The sequence below is a fragment of the Microcoleus sp. Pol7_A1 genome (assembly GCF_036701085.1).
Lineage (GTDB): Bacteria > Cyanobacteriota > Cyanobacteriia > Cyanobacteriales > Microcoleaceae > Microcoleus > Microcoleus asticus.
Window position 1 is genome coordinate 11,424 of record NZ_JAUBQD010000050.1, and the last position, 22,488, is coordinate 33,911.

The window sequence follows — 22,488 nt, forward strand, 5'->3', positions numbered from 1 at the left end:
CCGGAAACGATATTAGTTAGCGAACGAGATTTTTTTTAAAGAAAGTAGAATTAAAGATATTGGGTAGGGACATCACTAATGTTGTGTCCCTAGTGTATTGGAGGCAATTGAGAATTGCTGGATTCACCGCCGAACCGCTGAATTAAACACTCGGCAATTCTGGCTGCTGCACCGGGTTCTCCCATGCGGCGCCAGCCATTTTCTGCGATTAGCTGTAACCTGTCGGGGTCGCGGAGCAAAGACTGGACGGCAGCGGCAACTTCGGCGGGATGTTTGACTAAAATTAATGACGGGCCTAACAAGCGACTTTGAGCTTCTGCAAAAGCGGGAGTAAATTGCGGGCCGTTTCCGGGAATGGCGATCGCGGGTTTTCCTAAACCTACAAATTGTTCTGTAGCCGTTCCTGCCATTGCTATTGCTAAATCGGCTTCGTACAAACAATCGTTAAAACTTTGTTGAGTTAAAATCATCGTGGCGTTTCTCTGCACAAATGTCAAGGGCAATAGCAAATTAGGAGATTCTTTATGAATTTCTTGAGCGCTAGAAACAGGAGGTCGCAAAATACTTCCTTCTCGCCGCTGCGTTCTAATTTCGCCGTCTTGTCGCCAGCCGAAAAATTCTAAACTCGGTCGCAAAGCTTCTAGATTTAACTCAGGGGAAATGGCTCCAAAAAATAACAATTTGCGATCGGCAAACAGCGACAAAATTCCGGCTACTGCCTCTACTATTAGCAGCCAATTAGCATAGGCTTCCGGCGCTCTAGAACCGGGGAGTAAGGTGATGACGAGCGATCGCTCCATTTCCCGAAACTCTGCGTCAGGGCCGTAAAAACCGGCTGGATTTTCCGGTTCGAGTCCGTCCATCATTGGGTTCCCGAGATTGTAAGCCGGAATTCCCAGCTTTTGTAAAGTCTCGGCGGTTAGCGCGTCCCTGGCAAAAACGGCCCGACAGCGCGATCGAGTCATCAACCAGCGCTCCCAAGGCAAATAAACCGATCGCGGCGACCAACCCCACCCAGCAAAGGCGCGGGATTTGCGCCCCAGAGGCCCGTTCTCGTCGCGCAAATAATACTCGGACTTTGCCGTACCAACAAAGGCATAGGGCGCGCCGCTGAGCCAAGCAAACAGCAGCGGTACAATATCCCCGCAGGCTAAAATAACGCCGTCTTGATTCCCAGACTGTTGTTGCGTCCGCACCCAAGCGCGGATGGCTTTAAACTGAGCTACGGTCAACTGAATCAGGCCGCCTTTGACATCGCGCAAAAATTCCCTTCCGTCCATGTAAATAAAGCCGCCCGAAGGCATCCGCTGCACCGGGCCGATGATGCGGGCGTTTTCTAGTTGAGCGAAAGCTTGCCCTTCGCCCACTAGCGGAAACACGGCTAATTCTGGGGGATGCGGGTGCTGTTGCAGTTCCCGCAAGATGCGAAGGGCGATCGCGTCTTCTCCGTGGCCGTTACTGAGGCAAAGTAATTTCAATCCCAACTCTCTCAAAAACTCTATTGTCAAAAAATAGCCTGCAAACCCTGCGACTTCAGTCTAGGGATGGAAAGCAACTTTCCACTTTAGTTTACCAGAAAAATGTTGTTTAAAATAGTACAAAACACGGTAATATCGAACCCGATCCGCCGCTGCTCAAAATCTCTGCTGTACCCAAATATATCTGGCATTTAACAGCAGTTGCTCGGACTCTAGGAGGGCAACTTCTGAAGCGGCAAAACAACTTGTTTAATGTTGGGACTTACGATCGCCTGCACTGACAATTAATTGCCCGATCGACAATTGCCCTATCTCCGCCTAAATAACGCAGCGGTAAGCTGCTGCGCATCTAGAACGAGCCCAGGCGCATCTAAATTTTACAGTCAAGTTTGATGACATTCTTGTGGGGTGTCCCGCCCGCACAAAAATACAATTTAGATGCCCAACAGCTTATCTGTTAAAGACAAGCTCTAAACAGTGATAGTCCTACTATTTTCCCTCGATATATTGCTTTAAAATATTCCGAATTTGTTTGAGCTGAAATCCCTTAGCAAGTTGGCGCAGCTTCGAGACAAACGGCACTAATTTTGGGTCTAAACTTTCCAGCTTAGCACTCTCCTCAAAAATTTCTTCAATGTCGCCCATAGCTGCGAGTTTCAAAATTTTTGCTACCGACTCAGAAGCCGCAGGTAACAGAGAAGAATAAGCAGGCAAATCAGATGCTGGTGACAAACTGGGAGTTTTGCGTTTTTTGCTTTCCGAAGATTTTTCGTAAATCCATTCTAGTCCCAAGTGCACCCGTAACTGTTCCAAAAAGTGATTTGCTTCGATCGGCTTGGGAAGAAAATCATTGCACCCTGCGAGGATGCTCTCTTGCTGCGTCGCCTCGAAAACGCTAGCTGACATAGCGATTAACACGACATCTTTTAATTCCGCCAACTGCCGCAGTCTCCTTGCAGTTTCTAACCCATCTATTACAGGCATTCCTAAGTCCATTAAAATCACATCCGGTTGAAATTCAACTGCTTTACAGAGGCATTCGCGACCGTTTTCGACCTCTACAACTTCAAATCCCAAACGCCCCAGCAGCCTGCACAATAAATTGCGATTTAGTTGATTGTCGTCCGCGATTAGGACTTTCCGCTTGTTGCCGAAAAAACCGACTACCCAGCGTTTTTCCCTCAAAGGAGACACCTCTAAGTACCGTTTGGCTGCGGGCAATTCTACATCTAACCAAAAAGTGCTGCCTTTTCCCAAATTGCTGTTGACGCGAATTTCGGTACCCATTAGTTTCGCTAATTTCTGGCTGATCGAGAGTCCGAGACCCGTACCTTCAACAAAGGTATTGCCTCCTACTTGGTGGAAGGGCAAAAATATTTCTTCTAACTTGCTTCGGTCTATTCCTGTGCCGGTATCCTCGACTTGAAAGCGGATTTTTAAAGCGTGTTGGGCTGCGATCGCATTGTGGGCGAAGCGCATATAATTTTCTTTCAGTTCCGCACTCAAAATCGATAATTCATAATTTTCGCCTTGCCCTCGACTCCAGGCTCCTGTGCCGACATAGCCGACTTTAAAAGTCACACCGCCGCTGTTAGTAAACTTAACGGCATTGCTGAGTAAATTTATGAGGATTTGGCGCAATCTTTTTTGATCCACACGGACGGAGCTAGGCAGGGGAGATACTTGTTCGTAATTGAAGGAAATTTGTTTTTGCGATGCCCGCATCTGAAAGAGATCGGCAATGTTTTTCGTGAATTTTTGAAAATTTAACTCTTCCGGGTAGAGTTCCATTTTTCTAGCTTCGATTTTGGAAAGGTCTAAAACATCATCGATTAACATCAGCAGGTGTTGACCGCACTGTTGAATATTGCTGAGACTTTCTTGCTGATCTGAGCTTAAGTCTTTATCTGTTTTCAAGATTTGAGCGTAACCTAAAACGCCGTTTAAAGGCGTGCGAAGTTCGTGGCTCATGTTGGCTAGAAATTCGCTTTTGGCGCGGTTGGCGCTTTCTGCGGCTTCTTTGGCTTGTTGGAGGGCCGATTCTGCAAGTTTGCGATCGGCAATTTCGGTTTGTGCTTGTTCAAATAGCGTCGATTGCTGGATCGCGATCGCCAATTGGACGCACAATTGCCGGAGGGATTCTATTTCTGAGGCATCCCAGGGACGGGGGCCTCTGCAATCCTGGGCGATCAGCAGTCCCCAGAGCTGATTTTGGGCGGTAGGTTGGGCTTGGGAAATGCTTTCTCGTGGTTTTAAAATCGGCACTATTAAGTTAGCTTTTACTTCAAATCCTTCGAGAAATTTCATGTGGCATTCCGTCAAATTTTCCCGATAAATATCTTCCATAGATCTAATACAGCCTTGCTGATAAATATCAACAAATTTCTCTTTAAAACAGCCATCAACATTGTTAAAATTTAGCAGCGAAATTCTATCTTTTGCCACGGATTCCACAACGACATAGCCGCTCCAGTCGGGATTAAAACGGTAAATAACTGTGCGGTCTGTTTGCAAAAATTGCCGCACTTGTTCGACAGCAGTTGTCAGGACTTCTTCTAAATTGAGGGAGGAGCGAATGCGATCGAGCATGGCAACTACCAGCCGTTCTCGCTTTAATTGTTGCAGCAGCGCCATCTCAGCTTGTTTGCGATCGGTTATGTCGGTAATTACTCCCACTAGCCCGATTAAATTGCCAGTTTCATCTTTAATGCAGTCGGCACGAAATAAAGTCGTTACCACTTCGTTGCTTTTAGTTTTGATTTGGAGTTCGCCTTGCCAAGATTTGCCTTTACGGACTGTTTTAAACATTTCTACCAGCACTTGACTTCGGGGGTAAAGTGCCGTTGCTCCGCCTGCTGTGTGTAGTTCTTCTGCTGTGTAGCCGTACCGCTGAACAAAGGCTTGATTGTGGTAGATCGATCGCCCTGTCAAGTCAGCAATGCCGATCGCGTCGCTGGTACTTTCTACGGCTTGAGTAACTCGCAGCAAATCTAATTCTGCTTGTTTGCGATCGGTAATATCAGTAATCGTGCCGATATAGCCTTTAATTTCCTGCTTGTCTCCGATTTCGGCAATTGCCTGACCGATCACCCAGATTACACGACCGTCTGGACGCTGAAAGCGGTATTCGGATTTAAAAGGAAATTTCTCAATAATTGCTCGATACCATTCATTTTTTACCCGCTCCGTATCATAGGGATGTATGGCCTCCATCCAGCCAGTTTCTGCTGCTAATTCTGCGTTTAATCCCGTGATTTCACTCCACCGCTGATTTACATAAAGGCAATTTCCCGAGGGGTCGGTGTGGAATATACAAACTGGCGATGCTTCTGCTAAAGTTTGGTAGCGGCGCTGGCTAGCTCGCAGTGCTGATTCTACCTGCTTTCTATTAGTGATATCGCGGACGATCGAAATTATCTCGCCGCCTGCAAGCATTGTCAGCGACAATTCTTGAGGGAACTTAGTACCGTCGCGGCGCTGGCCGCTCGCTTCTATATTGCAGTACCCTTTTTGCAGGAGCATCGGCATTATTTGTAGTTCAAAAAATATATTTTCTGCTTTGCTGTAGAGCATTTTCCATTTCTTCCCATACAGTTGGCTAGTGCTAGCCAAGCCGTACATTTTTAGATAAGCGTCGTTTGAATAAATACATTCTTTATTATTATTAAAAATGGCGATACCATCATAAGCAGCGGCCATTGCTACTGCTTGTCGCTGGAGTTTGGACTCGGCTTGTTTGCGATAGGTAATGTCGTGACCGACTGAGTAAATTAAACCTTCTTCACTAAATGGCGATGACGTCCACAGCAGGCATTTGTAAGAACCATCTTTGCAAAGATAGCGGTTTTCAAAGGAGATACTGGAAGTACCGGCTATTAGTTTTACCCCTTCGGCTGCGGTAGCTTTTCGATCGTCTGGATGCACAAATTCGATCATCGGCTTGGCAAGAATTTCAGCACTACTGTAGCCTAAAACCGTTGACCAAGCAGGGTTTAATCGTTTAAAATATCCGTCGAAACCGATAATGCAAAGCAAGTCTAAGGAGATGGTAAAAAAGCGATCGCGCTCTGTTTGTGCCTGCTTTAATTCAGTGATATCCATCACTAAACCGTCCCAGAGAATATCGCCTTCGCTCCCAGATTTTGCCTCATTATTGAGCCTTTCCGGTCTCGCTGCTCCTTGCAGCCACTTAACTTTTCCCGATTGCAGGGTATGCCGCCACTGCTGCTGCCAAGGTTCCAGGGTAGCGGCTGAAACTTCGATCGATGCTTCAAAATCTAAGATATCGTCTGCATGAATTCCGCTGAAAATTATTTCTGCATTTTGCTCTATTACTTCTGGCTCTAATCCGTAGATTTGGCGACTACTTGAAGATACGTAGGGAAAAGACCTTTCTCCAGTTGCTGAGATTCGGAATTGATAAATTATTCCCGGCATATTAGCTACCAATTTTTGAAATCGAGCTTCGCTTTGTTTCAGGGCTCTTTGCTGCCGTCTCTCTTCGGTAATATCTCTAATTGTCCCTACTATTACTTTACTGCCGTCTGCTATTTTAAAAACGCTTTTTTTGGTAGAGATGATGTGTTCTTTCCCGGCGGTGTCTGTGAATTTTTCTTCAGTTTCCAAGCAGACCCCCGTTCTCAATACTTCTTCATCTTTTGTCCAAAAAACATCAGCTTCTGATTTTGGGAAAAAGTCATAATCTGATTTGCCGATCAGTTCTTGCCGCGATTTACCGATCAACTGACAAAAAGCATCATTTAATATCATCCAGCGGTGTTGCTCGTCTTTGACAAAAATTGGGTCTGGCGTAGCATTTATGGTGTGGTTTAAAAATTCTTCTGACGCTTTCAGTTTGGCTTCGTAGCGGTAGCGATCGCTCACGTCCAACACTACTTCGATCATCCGGTCGATCGACCCGTCCTCGCGGCGGATGCAGCGCAGGGAAACTCGCGTGTGAACTATTTCGCCGTCTTTTTTGAGCCACCTTTTGTCTAAGATGTAACCGTCGATCGTACCTGCTAACATCTGAGAAATTTTTTCAAAATTGGCGTCTAAATCCTCTGGATGAGTCAACTCCAGCCAATTCTTTTGCACGAGTTCGTCGCGCTCGTAGCCCAGCAAATTGCACAGCGCATCGTTAACTTCTATCCAGTTGCAATTTTGAGGGATTTCGCGGTCAATAATTGGAGCGATGATGGCAATTCCGATCAGGAAATTTTCTACCACCGATCGATATTTTTCTTCGCTCTTTCGCAAAGCATCTTGACTGTTCTGGCGTTCTATGGCGTAACGGATCGATCGAATTAACAGTTCGCTGTCAATTTTTCTTTTGACTAAATAATCCTGGACCCCGACCGAAATCAACCGCAGGGCAAGCTCTTCGTCGTTTTGGGCGGTCAGAACTACGATCGGCACATTTAGCCCGTACTCTTGTACCCGAGCCACCGTCTCGATTCCGATACTGTCTGGCAGTGAAAGGTCTAATAAAATTATGTCAAAAGTTTCTTGATTCAATCGCTGCTGCGCTTCGCTGAGGCGCTCTACTTTCGTCAGTAGTATACGCTGCACGCCGCCAATTTCCGACAGCAAATCTTCAATAAGCTCAGCTTCCTGAGGGTGGTCTTCTACTAACAGAACTTTCAAGAAGACAGGAGCCACAGCTAAGTTAAAAACTGCTTTCATAATAGTTATTAATCAATAAAAATGTTAAACTAACTTGGGTTTTATCTTTTATTTCGGGGGCAATAATTTAATTGCACCTACAGATACATCTGCGATCATCTAGCGGTGTGAGCGCTAATAACAAAAATTGTGTTTAATACTTATAATTATATCACGCACTAACTCGACTGTCAACGCGAAACATTTTTTATTCTAACTTGCAATTTATACCACTTAAACAAAAAAAGAATGCACCTGTAGGTAATATTCCAACACAGATAGTCACAATCATTCCCAATTATTTAATTCTTTAATATAAAAGATTAAATAGTATTAAATTTTACCTTTTACCTTCTAGCTTCTGCCTTTAAATATAGGATTTAATTCAGCTTCCGCTGCCTTCTAGCTTCTACCTCTTGCAGAAAGGATGTGTCGATTAAGCGAGAGTAAAGTTAAAAGTTGAACCTCGATCCGGTTCCGAATCCACCCAAATACATCCGCCGTGACGTTCCACAATCTTTTGACAAATTGCTAAACCAATACCAGTCCCAGAATATTCTCTTTGAGTGTGCAAGCGCTGGAAAATTTGAAAGATGCGTTCTTGATGCTGCGTCGCAATCCCAATTCCATTATCCGAAACAGAAAATAACCAGTCTTTCTCGTGTTTGCAAGCCGTAATATGAACCACAGGCGGTGCATCGTGGCGATATTTAATCGCATTGCTGACTAAATTTTGAAAAAGCTGTACGAGCTGAGAAATATCCCCCATTACCGCTGGTAATTCATTGTAGGTTACAACTGCTTGAGTCTCGCGGATCGCCCCTTGCAGGTTTGCGAGAGCTTGCTCGACTGCGTGATTGCAATTTGTCAGTTGAAAAGGTTTCTGACTCCGGCCAACTCGCGAATATTCGAGCAAATCGTCAATTAAAGTTTGCATTCTCGTGCAGCCCTGAACGATATTGCCGATAAACTTACTAGCTTGGCTGTCGAGTTGGTCTTTGTAGCGTTTTTCTAAAAGTTGAGCGTAACTGGCAATGGTTGCTAAAGGCGCTTGCAAGTCGTGAGAAGCCACATAAGCAAATTGTTCTAGTTCGGCATTTGAACGCGCCAATTCTTGGTTAGATTTTAAGAGAGCCGATTCGGCGTGCTGGCGGTTCGATATCTCTTGTTGGAGGAGCAAATTTTGCTCTTGCAGGGTTTGTTCAACGGCACGACGGGTTCTGATTTCTTGTTGCAGGATTTGGTTTTTTTCGTGAATGGTTTTTTCAACAGCTAAGCGGCTAATGATTTCTTCTTGAAGCAGCACATTTTGTTCTTTTAGCTGCTTTTGTAAATTCCGCAGGCTGAGGTGACTTTCGATGCGGGCGAGCACTTCTTCAAACTGAAATGGCTTGCTGATATAGTCAACTGCTCCCACAGCAAATGCGTTTACTTTGTCAAATACTTCATCTTTAGCGCTGATAAAAATTACCGGAATTTCGCGAGTTTTAGGTTCTAATTTCAAGTGCTGACAGACTTCGTAGCCGTTCATTTCCGGCATCATTATGTCGAGCAAAATCAAATCTGGTGGATTAGAATTGCAGGCTCTCAGAGCCATTTTTCCGTTAATCACGCAGCGGGGGGTGTACCCTCTCTGATTTAACATCGTAGACAACAGACGCAGGTTTTCTGCTGTATCGTCTACTACTAAAATATTTCCTAACCGCGTCCTTGGTTGCTGATTTTTCATTGATTATTTCCCTGTTCCTGTTTTATTCACAAAATATGTTTGCAGCTATGTTATTTAGGACTTACGGAAAACACCCGGTTGATAGTAAGAATATTGGGGAAACAAAACGAGTAATCGGCTCATAAATCGGGTGTTTAGCCGTTTGTGCACAAGCAAGTCCTGTTATTGTTCGTTTACAAACCCTCAAATCCCCAGCAGCAGAGTCAGAACATTATTGTCCCAAGCCAATTCTTTGTCTAAAACCTTAAATCCCGCGACTTTGCACATAGCTTCTAAAGCAGTAGCTGTAGGCAGCCACCAGCACGCCGCAAAATTGTTCATCTCAAAAACTGCTTTTTCAGTTATCCCTATAAGTGGGTTGCTGTTGAGGAAAGGCTGCCAGTACGCTGTTAAAATAGCTCGTTCTGCGTCGTCCAAAGCTGGAATAAACATTACTCCAGAAGCGGGAAGTTCATAGCGTCCTAACTCATTCTCTATAACTTCTTGGGTGATAGCTGAAGTGAAAACTAAATGCTCGCCAGTTATCTGACGCAAGGCAACTAAAATCTGCAACGGATGGGGGTGATGGTACAAAACTCCTGCACAGTGAACTACATCGTAAGGCTCGCCAATTTCTGCAAGCTGAATCTGAGTTATATCTCGATTGATACAATTATAATTAGCAATATTTAAACTTGTCATCCGATCGTGAAAATCTTGCCACCAGTCGAGGTATGCCGGCATGGCATCAATCATTGTCAGAGAAACTGCACCGTATTTGCTAGCTACAGATACTTTTTCGCTGACAGTTCCCCACAAGCCGCCGACTTCTGCAAAAGTCTTGCCTTTGACTACTCGGGCAATGTAGCGATCGCGAATATCATTAGCATCTAACTCTAATAATAAAGTTGATTCCCCTGTTTGACGCTGTTTTTCTAAAATATCCTCTAATTTTTGGGATATTTCTGGATCTTTTGGTCTAATTTCTAATGCCATCAAGTACAACATTATGGCTTCGTTAAGCCGAGCGCTATCAGCAAACTTTTGGGCTATTTCGCAGTAAAATTCAGGAGCGTGCAGCGGCTGCATTTCGTGGTGATAGTAGCTAGTTGCTACATCTGAATCTACCGGAGTTCTTTTAATTAGAGCCTCACCTAACTTTATGTAAATTCCCGGTAGAGACGGCTCGATTTGAAGCGCACAAAGGTAGGCGGAAACAGCATCGTTCCATGCGTGACATTCACTCAAAGCATCGCCTAAATTGTAATAAGACCAAGAAATACTGGGATTAAGTTCAATAGCACGTTGGTAAGCGGTAGCTGCGGCTTTCCACTGTTGGGTTTTTAACAGCGCTTCTCCTAAATTGTGGTAAGTCCAAGAGAATTCTGGATTGAGTGTGATCGCCCGCCGATAAGCGAGTGTTGCTGCTGCAAACTTTTGAAGTTTCACTAAAGTCAAAGCTAAGTTATAATGAGACCAAAATAAATCCGCATCGAGTGCGATCGCCCGGGAGTATGCAGCCTCAGCTTCTGACCATTTTTCTAGTTTAAAAAGAGCATCTCCTAACTTGTGAAAAGCTGCACCAAAATTCGGGTCAACTTCAGTAGCGCGCTGGTAAGCAGCGGCGGATTCCGACCATTTTTTTAATTGACCGCAAGCTTCCCCGATGCTGTAGTAAGACCAAGAAAAATCCGGGTTAATTTCAACAGCCGTGCGGTACGCAACGATGGCTTCTTGCCATTGGGTTAACTTGAGCAGCACACTACCTAAATTGTAGTAAGACCAAAAAGAATTGGGATTTAACTCAATACTTTCCCGGTAGGCAGCCTCCGCTTCGCGCCAGAGTTCCTTGGCTTGCAAAACATTGCCTAATTTGTAATGAAACTCCGAAATGTCCGGCTGGAGTTGAATAGCTTTGCGGTAATGAATCATAGCTTCGTCCCACTCTTTTAGCTCGCTAGCAGCTTCGGCTAATTGGCAGTAAGCTTCGCAAAAACTAGGGTTTAAATAAATCGTGCGGTGGTAACAAGTCCGCGCTTTTTCTAGCTTATTTTGCGCTAATAAAGTATTGCCTAAATCGAGGTATTCTTCGGCTATTTCTATCGGTTCCACCATGAGTGCTTGATACCAACAGTCTGCTGCGTCTTCAGCTTGACCGACTTTGGTAAATATCCGGCTCAAATTTCGGTAAAATCCTGCAAAGTCCGGTTGGAGGGAGATGGCTTTTTGGTAACAGACGATCGCCTCTTGCCACTGTTCCAATGTAGCGCAGAGAGTGCCGAGGTTAGCAAAAACTTCGGCAAAATCAGGTTGCAGGGCGATCGCAACTTTATACCAATACCTTGCGTCTTCTAGTTTACCCTGAGCTTGCAGCGCCTTCCCCAAGGTCTTGCAAGTCTCGGCGGAATTGGGGTGAGATGCCAAAACTTGCTGGCAAAGTGCGATCGCCTCATCCAACTTCCCTAAAGCTAAATATATTTCTGCCTGTTGTTGAAAATCAACCGCTGCTGTTTCTGAATTCACTTCTTACGTTCCTGTTGAGTAATAATTCCATGTATGATTGTATGGTACAACTTGTCAAAGTTCAAATTCAAGTAAATACATCTGCCGAACGGCAAATAGTGCTAAATGTCAGCGACATTAATATAAACTAGACAGTAAGGTTAACAGCGAGCTCAATAATGTCAACAGTCAATCCAACACCCCTAATCAGCGTAATTATACCTGTATATAATGGCGCTCGCTACATCGTGCAAGCGGTAGAAAGCGCCCTAGGTCAAACTTTTACTAATTTGGAGATTATAGTTGTAGACGATGGTTCAACAGATCGCACGCAGCAAGTATTGCAGCCTTATATTGACAGAATTCGCTACATTTATCAGAAAAATCAAGGAGTAGGAGTTGCCCGAAATCAGGCTTGTCAGCTAGCCAGAGGCAAGTTTTTAGCGTTTCTAGATGCCGATGACTATTTCTTACCATCCAAGCTAGAAAAACAAATAGCTTGTTTTGACGCTGACCCCACATTAGACATGGTGCAAACAGGTTGGCTGCTAGTCGATGAAACCGGGAGAGAAATTTCTGCTGTCAAACCTTGGCAGCAAGCACCAGAATTAGATTTAGCCAGCTTTATTATATATAAATGTGTGCGTCCGAGTGCGATGATGCTGCGCCGAAACTGCTGGGAAGATTTGGGTGGTTTCGCTTCTCACTTTCGGCTAGCCGAAGATTTAGATTTTGCCTTGCGTTTGACTTTAAAGGGGTACAAAGCAGTTTGGTTAGAAGAGATTCTTACCTGTTATCGCCAGCACAACTCTAATATCATGTCAAGCGGTTTGCCGCTCCTGAAGAATACAGAAATTTTGATGAAAGAATTCTTCAATAGACCTGATTTGCCTGAGTCAATCCGGCAGTTAAAAAACCAGGAACGCTATCAATGCTTAAAGTGGCTGGCATGGCGGATGTATCGCGACGGCCATCTAACAGAGATGGCTCAGTGTTTGGAAAAGTCATTGCAATATACGCCTTTTTCGCCCACAAAAACAGTCTTGAATTGGCTGGAAGGTTTTCAGATGGCTTCTGAAGAATATGGTGAAAATTTTGATGCTTATTCGCTGAGTAAGTTAGCGGAATGGCAAGAGATAATTCTGATGGTGATGACTAATCCACCCCAATCTCAACAAAGTTCTATTCCCACACCTTCACCAGCGCGTGAAGCGAAGCTATCCCGTCGGGAAACGCACATTCTACTCTACAACACCGATGATCCGGGCGTGGGAGGATTAGCGCAGTACAATCATGCCATTCTTTGTCAGTTAGCCTTGTTAGGCTATCGAGTCACTTGCGTGCAAACCCAACATTCTAGCCCCTTGCTTAAGCGAGAACGAGAGTTAGGTATAGAGCATTCGTGGCTGGATTTTAGCGGTCATAAAGATTTACAGCGGGTGTTAAGAAATACTCAGGATGCACGAGAGCTTTTTGCTAGCAATCAACCGGATATGATTATTTTTAGCGATGGTTGGCCATTTTCCAATTTTGCAGCTAAACAGGTAGTTATTGAAATGGGAATACCATACATGATGGTGATTGGGTTAGTTATGCCAGAACACGCAACTTTTGCCTGCGGGGATGTAGTGCCTTATGTAGAAGGAGTGCTTCACCACTGCCTACAAGCTAGAGCCTTAATTGTTGGCGCTTACGAACATTTGAATTTATTGTGTCAACATTTCAAGTTGCCCAAAGAGCGAGGACAAGTGATTTACTTGGGGCGTTCTCCTGAATATTTTTTACCTCCTAATGCTGCGGCTCGTCAACGCCTGCGACAAGAAATAGAAATTCCTGAAGATGCTATTGTCTGTTTCACATCTGCTCGATTGGCATCGATTAAAGGGCATCGATATCAGATCGAAGCAATCAAGCAGTTGCAGCAGTCTCCTGTGTGGTCTAAACTGTATTTTGTGTGGGCAGGAACTGGTGAGGGAAGCGCTGACAATGTAGAAGTAGAATTGAGGGAAACTATTAAAGAGTTAGGGGTGAGCGATCGCGTAAAGTTGATCGGACAGCGCTGGGATATCCTAGATTGGCTGGATGCTAGCGACATATTCATTTTAACTTCTCTAGCAGATGCAGCGCCTTCTTTTTCAGTAATGGAAGCGATGGCTAAGGGATTGCCGGTAGTTGCAACGGCTGTCGGCGGTATTCCTGAAGGGCTTAGCGATACTGGGAAATTGTTGCCCGATCCGAATACCGATCCAGAGGGAACCGCGAGGGAATTGGCGAAAACTGTAGAAGCTTGGGCAATGAATTCACAATTGCGACATCAAATCGGTCAAGCTTGCAAGCAGCGGGCCGAGAAAGTGTTTAAAGAGGAACGGATGTTGGCAGAGTCGATTGAGGCGATCGAAAAAGGTTTACTTTGCGATCGCCAAACAGATCCATTTGTTACTCAAAAAGAGGTGCAGAGGTCAATGGCGAAGATACAAAACCGGGTGCACTACAGCTCTTTAGTGTGGAATGCTTGGCAGGCTTACTGTCAAGAAGATCTAAGCGGAATGCAGAACTCGCTTTTAGAATCTTTGAAGTACACACCTTTTTTGACTACAGAAACACTGTTAAACTGGGTAGAATATTTTGGCAATTTTTCCTCAATTAAAGGGCATAATTTAGATACATATTCTCTAATTAACTCAGCCGAATGGCAACAATTAGTCGAGGAATTACAGGGAATTGAATCTGTATTTTATGCACGCTAGAATACCAGATTTACCTTTCAAATTCGGATGCTATCAACAGTAGAATTGCATCTGCCTTCTGCCTGACCTCCGTTCGATCCGTTTCAGAATCCGTTGCCGAACCCTTCCTTATCATCGATAAAATTCATGTCAATAGCAAATCCGGCACCGCTAGTAAGTGTAATTATTCCAGCATATAATGGCGATCGCTACATCGCGCAAGCGGTAGAAAGCGTCATCAGCCAAACCTATAAAAACTGGGAAATTATCGTCGTAGACGACGGCTCAACCGACGACACTCGCCAAGCATTGCAGCCTTATTTGGACAAAATTCGCTATGTTTATCAGGAAAACCAAGGAGTAGCTGCCGCGAGAAACCGAGGAATTCAAGAATCCCGAGGTGAATTAATTGCTTTTTTAGATCAAGATGACTTTTTACTGTCAGATAAGTTAGCTGGACAAGTTGCGTTATTTGACGCTCAGCCATCACTAGGGATTGTTAATAGTGGCTGGCGAATGGTTAAAGAGCAAGGCGAAAGTATTTTCGATGTCACACCCTGGGAATACTTGCCTCAGCTAGACTTAAAAACCTGGATTGTTTATATGCCCCTACTTCCCAGCGCCATGATGTTTTCGCGGCAGTGGCTGGAACGAGTGGGTGGCTTTGATTCTCAGTATGATTCAGTAGATGATGCCGACTTAATCTTGCGTTTAGCACTATTGGGCTGCGAAGCTGCTTGGTTGCCTCAAGTGACTGTATGCTATCGGCAGCACGGGCAAAATGTGTCCATCCAGAGAGTGCAGAAACAAGCAAATCTTGCTATTAAATTAAAGCAAAATTTATTCGCCACATCGGACTTGCCAGAGGACATCCGTCAATTGGAAAAGCCGGCTTTTTATGAGATTATAACATGGATGTCGTGGCAACTTTACTACAGCGGCTATCCGGTGCAAGCAGTGGAGTATTACCAAAAATCTTTTCTTTATACTCCTTACTCGCCAGAAAAAACAGTAATAGATTGGCTTGCTCGTCTGACTGCAATTTCTAAATCTTACGGAATTGACCCCGACACTCAATCTTTAAGAAACTTACCAGAATGGAAAAAGTTAATGGTTAGCATACTTACCAAAAAAACAGCGCGAGTCAGCGTAATCATCCCCACTTACAACTGCGAGCGCTACATTTTAAAATCCATAGAGAGTGTTCTTAGCCAGACTTATCAAAACTGGGAAATTATCGTCATAGACGACGGTTCAACTGACAACACTCGCCAAGTTTTAGCACCTTACCTCGATTTTATTCAATACATCTATCAAGATAACCAAGGAGCAGCAATTGCTCGAAATAGTGCTTGTAAGTTAGCAAAAGGGGAATTTTTAGCTTTTCTAGATGCTGACGACTTTTTCCTACCAGAAAAACTAGAAAAACAAGTAGCTTGCTTTGATGCTGACCCCACATTAGATATGGTACAAACAGGTTGGCAGATAGTTGGGGACAACGACGAAGCCATTTATGGAGTAAAGCCTTGGGAAGAAGCACCAAAATTAGATTTAGAAGCCTTTGTTTTCTACAAATCAGTGCGTCCCAGCGCCATGTTGCTGCGGCGCGAGTGGTGGGAACGCTTGGGAGGTTTCGATCCTCGCTTTCCGCCAACCGAAGATTTAGATTTTGTCCTACGTTTAGCTTTAAAGGGGTGCAAGTCAGTTTGGTTAAAAGAGATATTAACCTGCTATCGTCAGCACGACAACAATATCATGTCCAACGGCTCCAAATTAATGAAAAATACGGAAATAGTGATGGAGCAATTTTTCGCGAGACCTGATTTACCTCAGCACATTCACGACTTAAAACGCGCGGAACGTTACAAGTCTTTCGTATGGATAGCATGGCGGATGTACCGCGACGGATATTTGGCAGAAATGGTCGAAAGTCTGGAAAAATCTCTGTATTACACTCGTTTGACAGGTACTGAAACTGTTTTTAATTGGCTGGAAACTTTTAAGGGGGTTTCGGAACAGTACGGCTACAACTTTGATGCCTATGCCTTAACCAATTTACAGGAATGGCAAGACATAGTGGCGATCGCTGCTAATAATCCTTATCAGTTTCAATCGGCTCCCAGTTCGATTGATCGGCAGCAAACAAAGCACGTACTCCTGTACACAGAAGACTCAGGAGTCGGCGGCTTGGCTCAGTTCAACCACTCGCTGATGTGTAAATTAGCGCAGGATGGCTACCGAGTTACCAGCGTTCAAAGTCAAGCTTCTAACCCTTTAATTACCGAACAAAAACAGCTAGGTATCGAACATATTTGGCTAGAGTTCGACACGATGAAAGAATTTTTGCGAATTGCTTACAATTTAGGGGATGCTAAAAAGATTTACACCCAGGCTCAACCGGATTTAATTATATTTAGTGACGGCTGGCCGATGGCTAACTTTGCAGCAAAACAAGTTGCGGTCGAGCAAAATATACCGTACATAATCAGTCTGGGTTATATCAACCGCAATTATGAAACCTTCGATCGCGGCGATCAAATCCCCTATTTCGATGCAGTTGCCTACCAGTACATGGTAGCCAAAGCAGCAGTAGCAGTTTCCCACGAAAATTTAAACTTGTTCCGAAGTCTATTTAAAGCGCGTCTAGAACGGGGAAAAGTAATCTATTATGGCAGACCGAATAGTTATTTTGAGCCGCCGAATCTTTCCACTCGCCAACGCCTGCGTCAAGAACAAGGAATCCCCGAAAATGCTGTCGTTTGTTTTACGGCGGCGAGATTGACTCCAATTAAAGGATATCAGTATCAATTGCAGGCGATCGCCCAACTGAAAAATCGTCCAGTTTGGCAGCAGCTATACTTTGTGTGGGCCGGCCCCGGTTCTACCACTCACGACAATCTGGAACCTGAATTAAGAGCAACTGTGAGAAAATTGGGAGTAGAAGAACAGGTTCAATTCTTAGGACAGCGCTGGGATATTGCCGATTGGCTAGACGCCAGCGACATCTTTATTTTATCTTCCCAAGCTGAGGGAATGCCGCTAGCAATTATGGAAGCAATGGCGAAAGGATTGCCCGTAATTGCCACAGCAGTCAGCGGGATTCCTGAAGAATTGGGAGATACGGGAAAGTTGCTCCCCGATCCTACAATCGACCCAGAAGGAACAGTAAAAGAGTTGGTAGAAACGGTGGAAATATGGGCAGAAAATCCCGAATCGCGCCGACTTGCAGGACAAGCGTGCAAAGCGCGAGCCGAAGAACTATTCAAAGAAGAACGGATGCTTCGGGAATATGGAGAAATAATTGAACAGGCATTTGTAAGTGACGATGAGAGCGACAGTTTCTCTATTACTCCGAAACTCAAAAAGCAGGTACAGCAAGTGGATAGCCTGCTGAAATACTATTATTTAGTGTGGAAAGCTTGGGATGCTTACAATAACGGAAATATGTCCGAGATGGTGAATAATTTGCAATCTGCTTGGGCCTACACGCCTTATTTTACCACAGAAACTATCTTTGATTGGGTGAAAAATTTTGGTATTTTTGCTGCGGAAAAAGGAGTTAATTTCGATACCAACGAGCTGATCGACTCCAGATCGTGGCAACAAGTGATAGAATCAATACAGGGTTTTGAAGTGTTTTCATCTGTTCGTTAAAACTGATCTCTTGCAGCATTCTTAGGAATGGGCTCTCCGGCCCGTTCCACAAAACATCAACCAAAGAAAAAATATGCAATTTACATTCAAGTTCCCACGTATTAATAAACTGCTGCCAATTTGTTTAGCTATTGTCACTGTTCTGTTAATAGCCTATTTGGGACAGCCAAGAGCGATCGCCCAAGTTCGATCGAACGTCGCAGTTGATTTTGGACAGCCAGCCACCGGTACAATTTCCATGAGCGGCATCCTGCACGGAATCGACACCGCAAAACCGCCCGATAGTTCTATCAAACCCTTGCAGCCGAAACTTTGGCGGGCGGGGAGACTCGATATTTACGATCGAGTAATCGCCAGCGGAGCCGAGTTTCAACTTGTAGTCAGCGACTTGTGGGGCTACGCTAGCAATCCCAATGGCTGGCCCTATCAAAATTACCCCGCGTGGGAAGCATTCATCCGACAGTTAGCCCAGCAAAATAAAGGCAAGAAAATTATTTGGGATGTATGGAACGAACCTGATTTAAAAAATCCGTTTTGGAATGGAAGCAGAGAACAATTCTTTGAAACCTACAAAAGAGCTTACAAAATCTTGCGGGAAGAATTGGGGCCGTCAGCTATGATTGGCGGGCCGAGCATTACAAACTACAACAAAGAATATCTCGCCGCTTTTTTGAATTACTGCAAAGCGAACAAACTGGAAGTAAATTTCCTAGCTTGGCACGAGCTAAACGATAGCAAGATTTTATTTGTGGACGATCATGTCATCGATGCTAAACGCAATTTTCAGCAAAGTCCCTCTTACAAGGAACTGAAATTGCAAAAAATTTACGTCAACGAAATTGTCGGGGACTTAGCGCAGTACCAGCCGGGGGAAATCTTAGGTTATTTGTATAATTTAGAGTATGCAAAAGCCGACGGTGCTTGCAGAGCTTGTTGGGAGACTAAAGGGCCAAATAAAGTTAGCAATTGTTTCAACAATACGCTGAGTGGGATGGTGACGCCTAATACTTTTGAGCCGAGAGCAGCTTGGTGGACTTACAAAGCTTATGCCGACGGAGTTAATTCGCGGGTGCTGAGTCGCTCAGATAACGATCGCCTTGTCGCTTTAGCCAGCAAGTCAAATCCAGAAGGTAAAGCACAGATACTTTTAGGTTATTTCGACCGCAATTATTCCTTAGCAACAACGGTAACATTAAACCTCGGAAATTTGGAGCAGCTAGGTATTCAGAAAGGTCAGAAAGTCACTCTAAAGTTAGAAAAAATTCCCAACAATCAAGAAGGATCGGTGCAGAAGCTGGTCACGGTTAAAGAAGAAAACTTGTCGGTGGGTAGCGGCAGCTTGGCTTATGTTATCCCTAATTTCAACGTCCACGAAGGCTACTTATTGACTGTTAGCAAGTGATATAGTTTCTGGCTGCACCGGAATTATATAGAGGACACGGCATTGCCGTGTCCCTACCCGGATTAATTGTAGGGACACGGCAGTGCCGTGTCCCTACAAATATATAGCCGTGTTCTTACAAATATATAGAATTTAGCTGGGATTTTTCAAAGATTTTTGCACGGCTCCCAACCATTCTCTGACGGTTTGATTTTCTGAATTTGGGTCGTAGTAACACCCTAATTCATCAAGGATGAATGTTTCTAAATCGGCTGGGGCGATCGGCATTTTTAGCAGTTTGTCGAGTTCTTGCGATGCAGCTTCAACACTTGCGGGCGGTTCACTGCTGCGGTAGTTGTTCACTACATCGCTGGGAGTGTCAGCTTCTAGCGGCCAGTCTTGGTGAAAGTAGGAACTGAAAAATTGGGTTAAATGAGGAAATTGATTTATCATTCGGGATAGGCTGTGAGAATAAAGTATCCGGGAGGTAATTTGGCGCTGCGCTGGAGGACGATTTTCAGGCGAGATGCTGAAGTTGCTTTGGATGCGCGGCGACGCAGAGTAATGCCAATTCTTCTGTTGGCGTTGTAGTCGATCGTATAACGATTACCTCGACTTTTCACCCAGGAGTCGATCGCATTTTGATTTCTGTTCATTGCTTCTCCAATGGCCGCTTCGGCGACGGAACGGTCAGTAAAGGAAGATGCGGCAGAAATTCTCGTTTCGCTTGCGAGTCGCTGTGCTAGTTGTGCTTCTGTTTTCCCAACGTGTCTCTCTAAAGTGTGTCCTCCCGCTGCTTCGTGAAAGTCTAATCCGCCGCCCGGTATGTTGGGAACAAAAGCTACAGTGGTTTGTGGTATGGTTGAGATTTCCGGTGCAACAACCGTGGCGTAAACACCAGGGATTGCCGATTGGAATAATATAATTATTGAGGCGATCGCACAGAGGATACCTAAAAACTTTTTTAGGCGATCGAGTTGATTTTTCATTGCTGTTGAATCTCTTTCTTAGATTTAGTATAAATGATTGCTGTTTTTTTGTCTATTTTAGAATCTACCATTCGTAAGTTATAAATTGCGCGCAGCATTCAAATATACGGTGCGCACCGAACACCCTACGATTATTTATAATAGTTCGTGATTTTTGTAGTTTACAAAGCTTTACTGATTATGAGAAAATATTAATAATTCTTTGAAATAATCACTAATGATTGATGATAAATTAATTTATCATCTTTAAAACTGTGAAAAAATGCAAGTAGTTATCCTAGCCGGCGGTCTCGGTACTCGTCTCAGAGAAGAAACAGAATTTCGTCCCAAACCCTTAGTTGATGTGGGGGGGCATCCGATTATTTGGCACATCATGAAAATCTATGCCCACTACGGTTTCCAAAACTTTATTGTGTGCTTGGGCTATCGCGGCAACATGATTAAAGAATATTTCCTCAATTATGAAGCCATGAACAATGACTTTACTATCTGCTTAGGCCGCAAAAATACCATCACTTATCACGAGGAACATCTCGAACAAGATTTTAATGTTACCCTGGCTGAAACTGGCGCGGCAAGCCTGACGGGAGGGCGGGTAAAACGGATCGAAAAATATATCGATCGCGAGAATTTCATGGTGACATACGGTGATGGAGTAGCTGATGTCAATATTGACGCCTTAGTCGATTTTCACAAGTCTCACGGTAAGCTGGCAACTGTCACTACATTTCGCCCGATTTCTCGCTTTGGAATTTTGGATGTAGACAGCGATAGCCGGGTAGTACAATTTTCTGAGAAACCTCAAATCGACGGCTGGATTAGTGTTGGATATATGATATTTAACCGCCGGGTATTTGAGTATTTGGGGGGAGATGATTGTATTTTAGAACAAGAGCCGATGCAGCGTTTAGCCGCAGAGGGACAGTTGATGGCTTACCGTCATGAGGGCTTCTTCTTTGCGATGGATACTTATCGAGAATACAAGTATTTAAACGAACTTTGGGATGAAGGGAAGGCTCCTTGGAAAGTTTGGAAATAAGTTATTTTTGGGGCGGGATATTCTGCCCGCCCCACAGAAGTTTGAATAAAATTACTCTGAAATAACATCATAAATTTGGTGATTAGTAGATTTTTAATGATGACTCATGCAGCTCGTAAAAACTGGGTTTATCTACCTATGGATCGGAAATGAAACTTCCGAAATAATAGTTAAACTTAATATAAAATAATTATATAAAATGGATTGCCAAGATATTCTTAACCGCACAGAAATTTACCTACAAAAGTGGGTTGCACCCCAGGCAGAAATTATCGACAGCGACTCAGAAGCACTGAAAACAGCAGTTGCTGGATTGGAAGATCGATCGCTCTTAGCATTGCGAGTTCCCCAAAAATGGGGCGGGGCTGAAATTGCACCGGAGATTTTTTACGAATATCAGGAATTGACGGCTCGATATTCCGGCGCTTTATCTTTCCTGCAAACTCAGCACCACAGCGCAACTGCCATGCTTGCCAACAGCGACAATGAAATGCTAAAAAGCAGATACTTGCCCGCGATCGCCCAAAAAGAGTTACGCTTGGGTGTTGGGTTTTCGCATTTGAGGCGCTCGGGCAATCCGGCCGTCACCGCAACTCCCGCAAAAGATGGCTACTTATTGTCAGGAAAAGTTCCTTGGGTAACAGGTTTTGGATTGTTTCAAAAGTTTATTGTAGCTGCGGTACTTCCTGACGAGCGCGCTGTTTTCGGTTTGCTACCTTTTGTCAATATTGAACGCGAATATGGTAAAATAGCGTTCAGCGAAATCATGCAGTTAATCGCCATGAACTCGACTAATACTGTGACAGCAACTCTCGATCATTGGTGGCTGCACGAATCGGAAATAATTTCGGTTAAACCTGTCGGGTGGATTTCGGAAAACGACAGCAAAAATATACTGAATTCTGTTCCGGGTACTTTTGGCTGTATTCGAGCGGGATTGGATGTAATTGCAGCAGCGGCGGCTGCTAAAAATTCACCTTTTATAGCTGCAGCTTGTCAAAAACTACAGCAAAAGCTCGATCGGCTAAAAGAGAATTTCCAACAATCTCAACATAGCTCGAAAGCAGAACAATTAGCGCTGCGAGCTCAAGCTATTGATTTAGCGGTGCGCTGCGGGCACGCTGCGGTTGCAGTTTCTAGCGGTGCTGCTAACGGTATTGTGCACCCGGCCGGGAGAGTTTATCGAGAAGCTTTGGTGTATACTGTTTCCGGGCAAACAAAGGATGTGATGGCAGCAACGCTCGATCGACTAAGCGAATTTTAGATTTTAGATTTTAGATTTTAGATTGAACTCTCAGAAGGTCAAAAACTCAACTGTGTTTAATAAATAATAGATATATTTAACCT

11 protein-coding genes are annotated in these 22,488 nt (G+C 44.3%); 5 read left to right on the plus strand and 6 right to left on the minus strand.

Annotated elements, in window-relative coordinates; genetic code table 11:
• Positions 1–89: 89 nt before the first annotated feature.
• The 4 genes from QUA20_RS23555 to QUA20_RS23570 form a co-directional block, all read right to left on the minus strand.
• Entirely contained in the window at positions 90–1,508 is a 1,419-nt protein-coding gene (locus QUA20_RS23555) for a lipid-A-disaccharide synthase-related protein (protein ID WP_333191608.1), read from the minus strand.
• A 459-nt stretch (positions 1,509–1,967) separates the two neighbouring features.
• On the minus strand, positions 1,968–7,163 hold the full coding sequence (locus tag QUA20_RS23560) for a PAS domain S-box protein (RefSeq protein ID WP_333191609.1): 5,196 nt from the start codon (positions 7,161–7,163) through the stop codon (positions 1,968–1,970).
• Between the two features lie 415 nt (positions 7,164–7,578).
• Positions 7,579–8,871, minus strand: coding sequence for an ATP-binding protein (locus tag QUA20_RS23565; protein ID WP_333191611.1), 1,293 nt, complete (start codon positions 8,869–8,871; stop codon positions 7,579–7,581).
• A 183-nt stretch (positions 8,872–9,054) separates the two neighbouring features.
• Positions 9,055–11,373: a tetratricopeptide repeat protein gene (locus tag QUA20_RS23570; RefSeq protein WP_333191613.1), complete on the minus strand. Its 2,319-nt coding sequence runs from the start codon at positions 11,371–11,373 to the stop codon at positions 9,055–9,057.
• A 158-nt stretch (positions 11,374–11,531) separates the two neighbouring features.
• On the opposite strand from QUA20_RS23570, the gene QUA20_RS23575 reads away from it, so the two are divergent.
• The 3 genes from QUA20_RS23575 to QUA20_RS23585 all read left to right on the plus strand — a co-directional run bounded on the left by QUA20_RS23575 (position 11,532) and on the right by QUA20_RS23585 (position 19,134).
• Positions 11,532–14,099, plus strand: a complete 2,568-nt coding sequence (locus tag QUA20_RS23575) for a glycosyltransferase (RefSeq protein WP_333191615.1) — start codon at positions 11,532–11,534, stop codon at positions 14,097–14,099.
• A 126-nt stretch (positions 14,100–14,225) separates the two neighbouring features.
• Positions 14,226–17,732: a glycosyltransferase gene (locus QUA20_RS23580; RefSeq protein WP_333191617.1), complete on the plus strand. Its 3,507-nt coding sequence runs from the start codon at positions 14,226–14,228 to the stop codon at positions 17,730–17,732.
• 73 nt (positions 17,733–17,805) lie between these two features.
• Complete coding sequence (locus QUA20_RS23585) at positions 17,806–19,134, plus strand: GH39 family glycosyl hydrolase (protein WP_333191618.1); 1,329 nt, start codon at positions 17,806–17,808, stop codon at positions 19,132–19,134.
• Between the two features lie 132 nt (positions 19,135–19,266).
• On the opposite strand, the gene QUA20_RS23590 is transcribed toward QUA20_RS23585, so the two are convergent.
• Both QUA20_RS23590 and QUA20_RS23595 read right to left on the minus strand, forming a co-directional pair.
• Positions 19,267–19,566, minus strand: a complete 300-nt coding sequence (locus QUA20_RS23590) for a contact-dependent growth inhibition system immunity protein (RefSeq protein ID WP_333191619.1) — start codon at positions 19,564–19,566, stop codon at positions 19,267–19,269.
• Positions 19,563–20,102, minus strand: coding sequence for an RNase A-like domain-containing protein (locus QUA20_RS23595; RefSeq protein ID WP_333191620.1), 540 nt, complete (start codon positions 20,100–20,102; stop codon positions 19,563–19,565). Before QUA20_RS23595 ends, QUA20_RS23590 begins: the two co-directional genes overlap by 4 nt.
• A gap of 262 nt (positions 20,103–20,364) precedes the next feature.
• On the opposite strand from QUA20_RS23595, the gene rfbF reads away from it, so the two are divergent.
• Together rfbF and QUA20_RS23605 are read left to right on the plus strand one after the other, a co-directional pair.
• On the plus strand, positions 20,365–21,141 hold the full coding sequence (gene rfbF / locus QUA20_RS23600; RefSeq protein WP_333191621.1) for a glucose-1-phosphate cytidylyltransferase: 777 nt from the start codon (positions 20,365–20,367) through the stop codon (positions 21,139–21,141).
• A gap of 199 nt (positions 21,142–21,340) precedes the next feature.
• Complete coding sequence (locus QUA20_RS23605; protein ID WP_333191623.1) at positions 21,341–22,405, plus strand: acyl-CoA dehydrogenase family protein; 1,065 nt, start codon at positions 21,341–21,343, stop codon at positions 22,403–22,405.
• The last annotated feature ends 83 nt before the right edge of the window (positions 22,406–22,488 follow it).

Coding starts and splice junctions, on each gene's coding strand:
- QUA20_RS23605 (WP_333191623.1), top strand. CDS start 21,341: ATGGATTGCCAAGATATTCTTAACCGCACAGAAATTTACCTACAAAAG.
- QUA20_RS23590 (WP_333191619.1), bottom strand. CDS start 19,566: ATGATAAATCAATTTCCTCATTTAACCCAATTTTTCAGTTCCTACTTT.
- QUA20_RS23585 (WP_333191618.1), top strand. CDS start 17,806: ATGCAATTTACATTCAAGTTCCCACGTATTAATAAACTGCTGCCAATT.
- rfbF (WP_333191621.1), top strand. CDS start 20,365: ATGCAAGTAGTTATCCTAGCCGGCGGTCTCGGTACTCGTCTCAGAGAA.
- QUA20_RS23580 (WP_333191617.1), top strand. CDS start 14,226: ATGTCAATAGCAAATCCGGCACCGCTAGTAAGTGTAATTATTCCAGCA.
- QUA20_RS23595 (WP_333191620.1), bottom strand. CDS start 20,102: ATGAAAAATCAACTCGATCGCCTAAAAAAGTTTTTAGGTATCCTCTGT.
- QUA20_RS23565 (WP_333191611.1), bottom strand. CDS start 8,871: ATGAAAAATCAGCAACCAAGGACGCGGTTAGGAAATATTTTAGTAGTA.
- QUA20_RS23560 (WP_333191609.1), bottom strand. CDS start 7,163: ATGAAAGCAGTTTTTAACTTAGCTGTGGCTCCTGTCTTCTTGAAAGTT.
- QUA20_RS23575 (WP_333191615.1), top strand. CDS start 11,532: ATGTCAACAGTCAATCCAACACCCCTAATCAGCGTAATTATACCTGTA.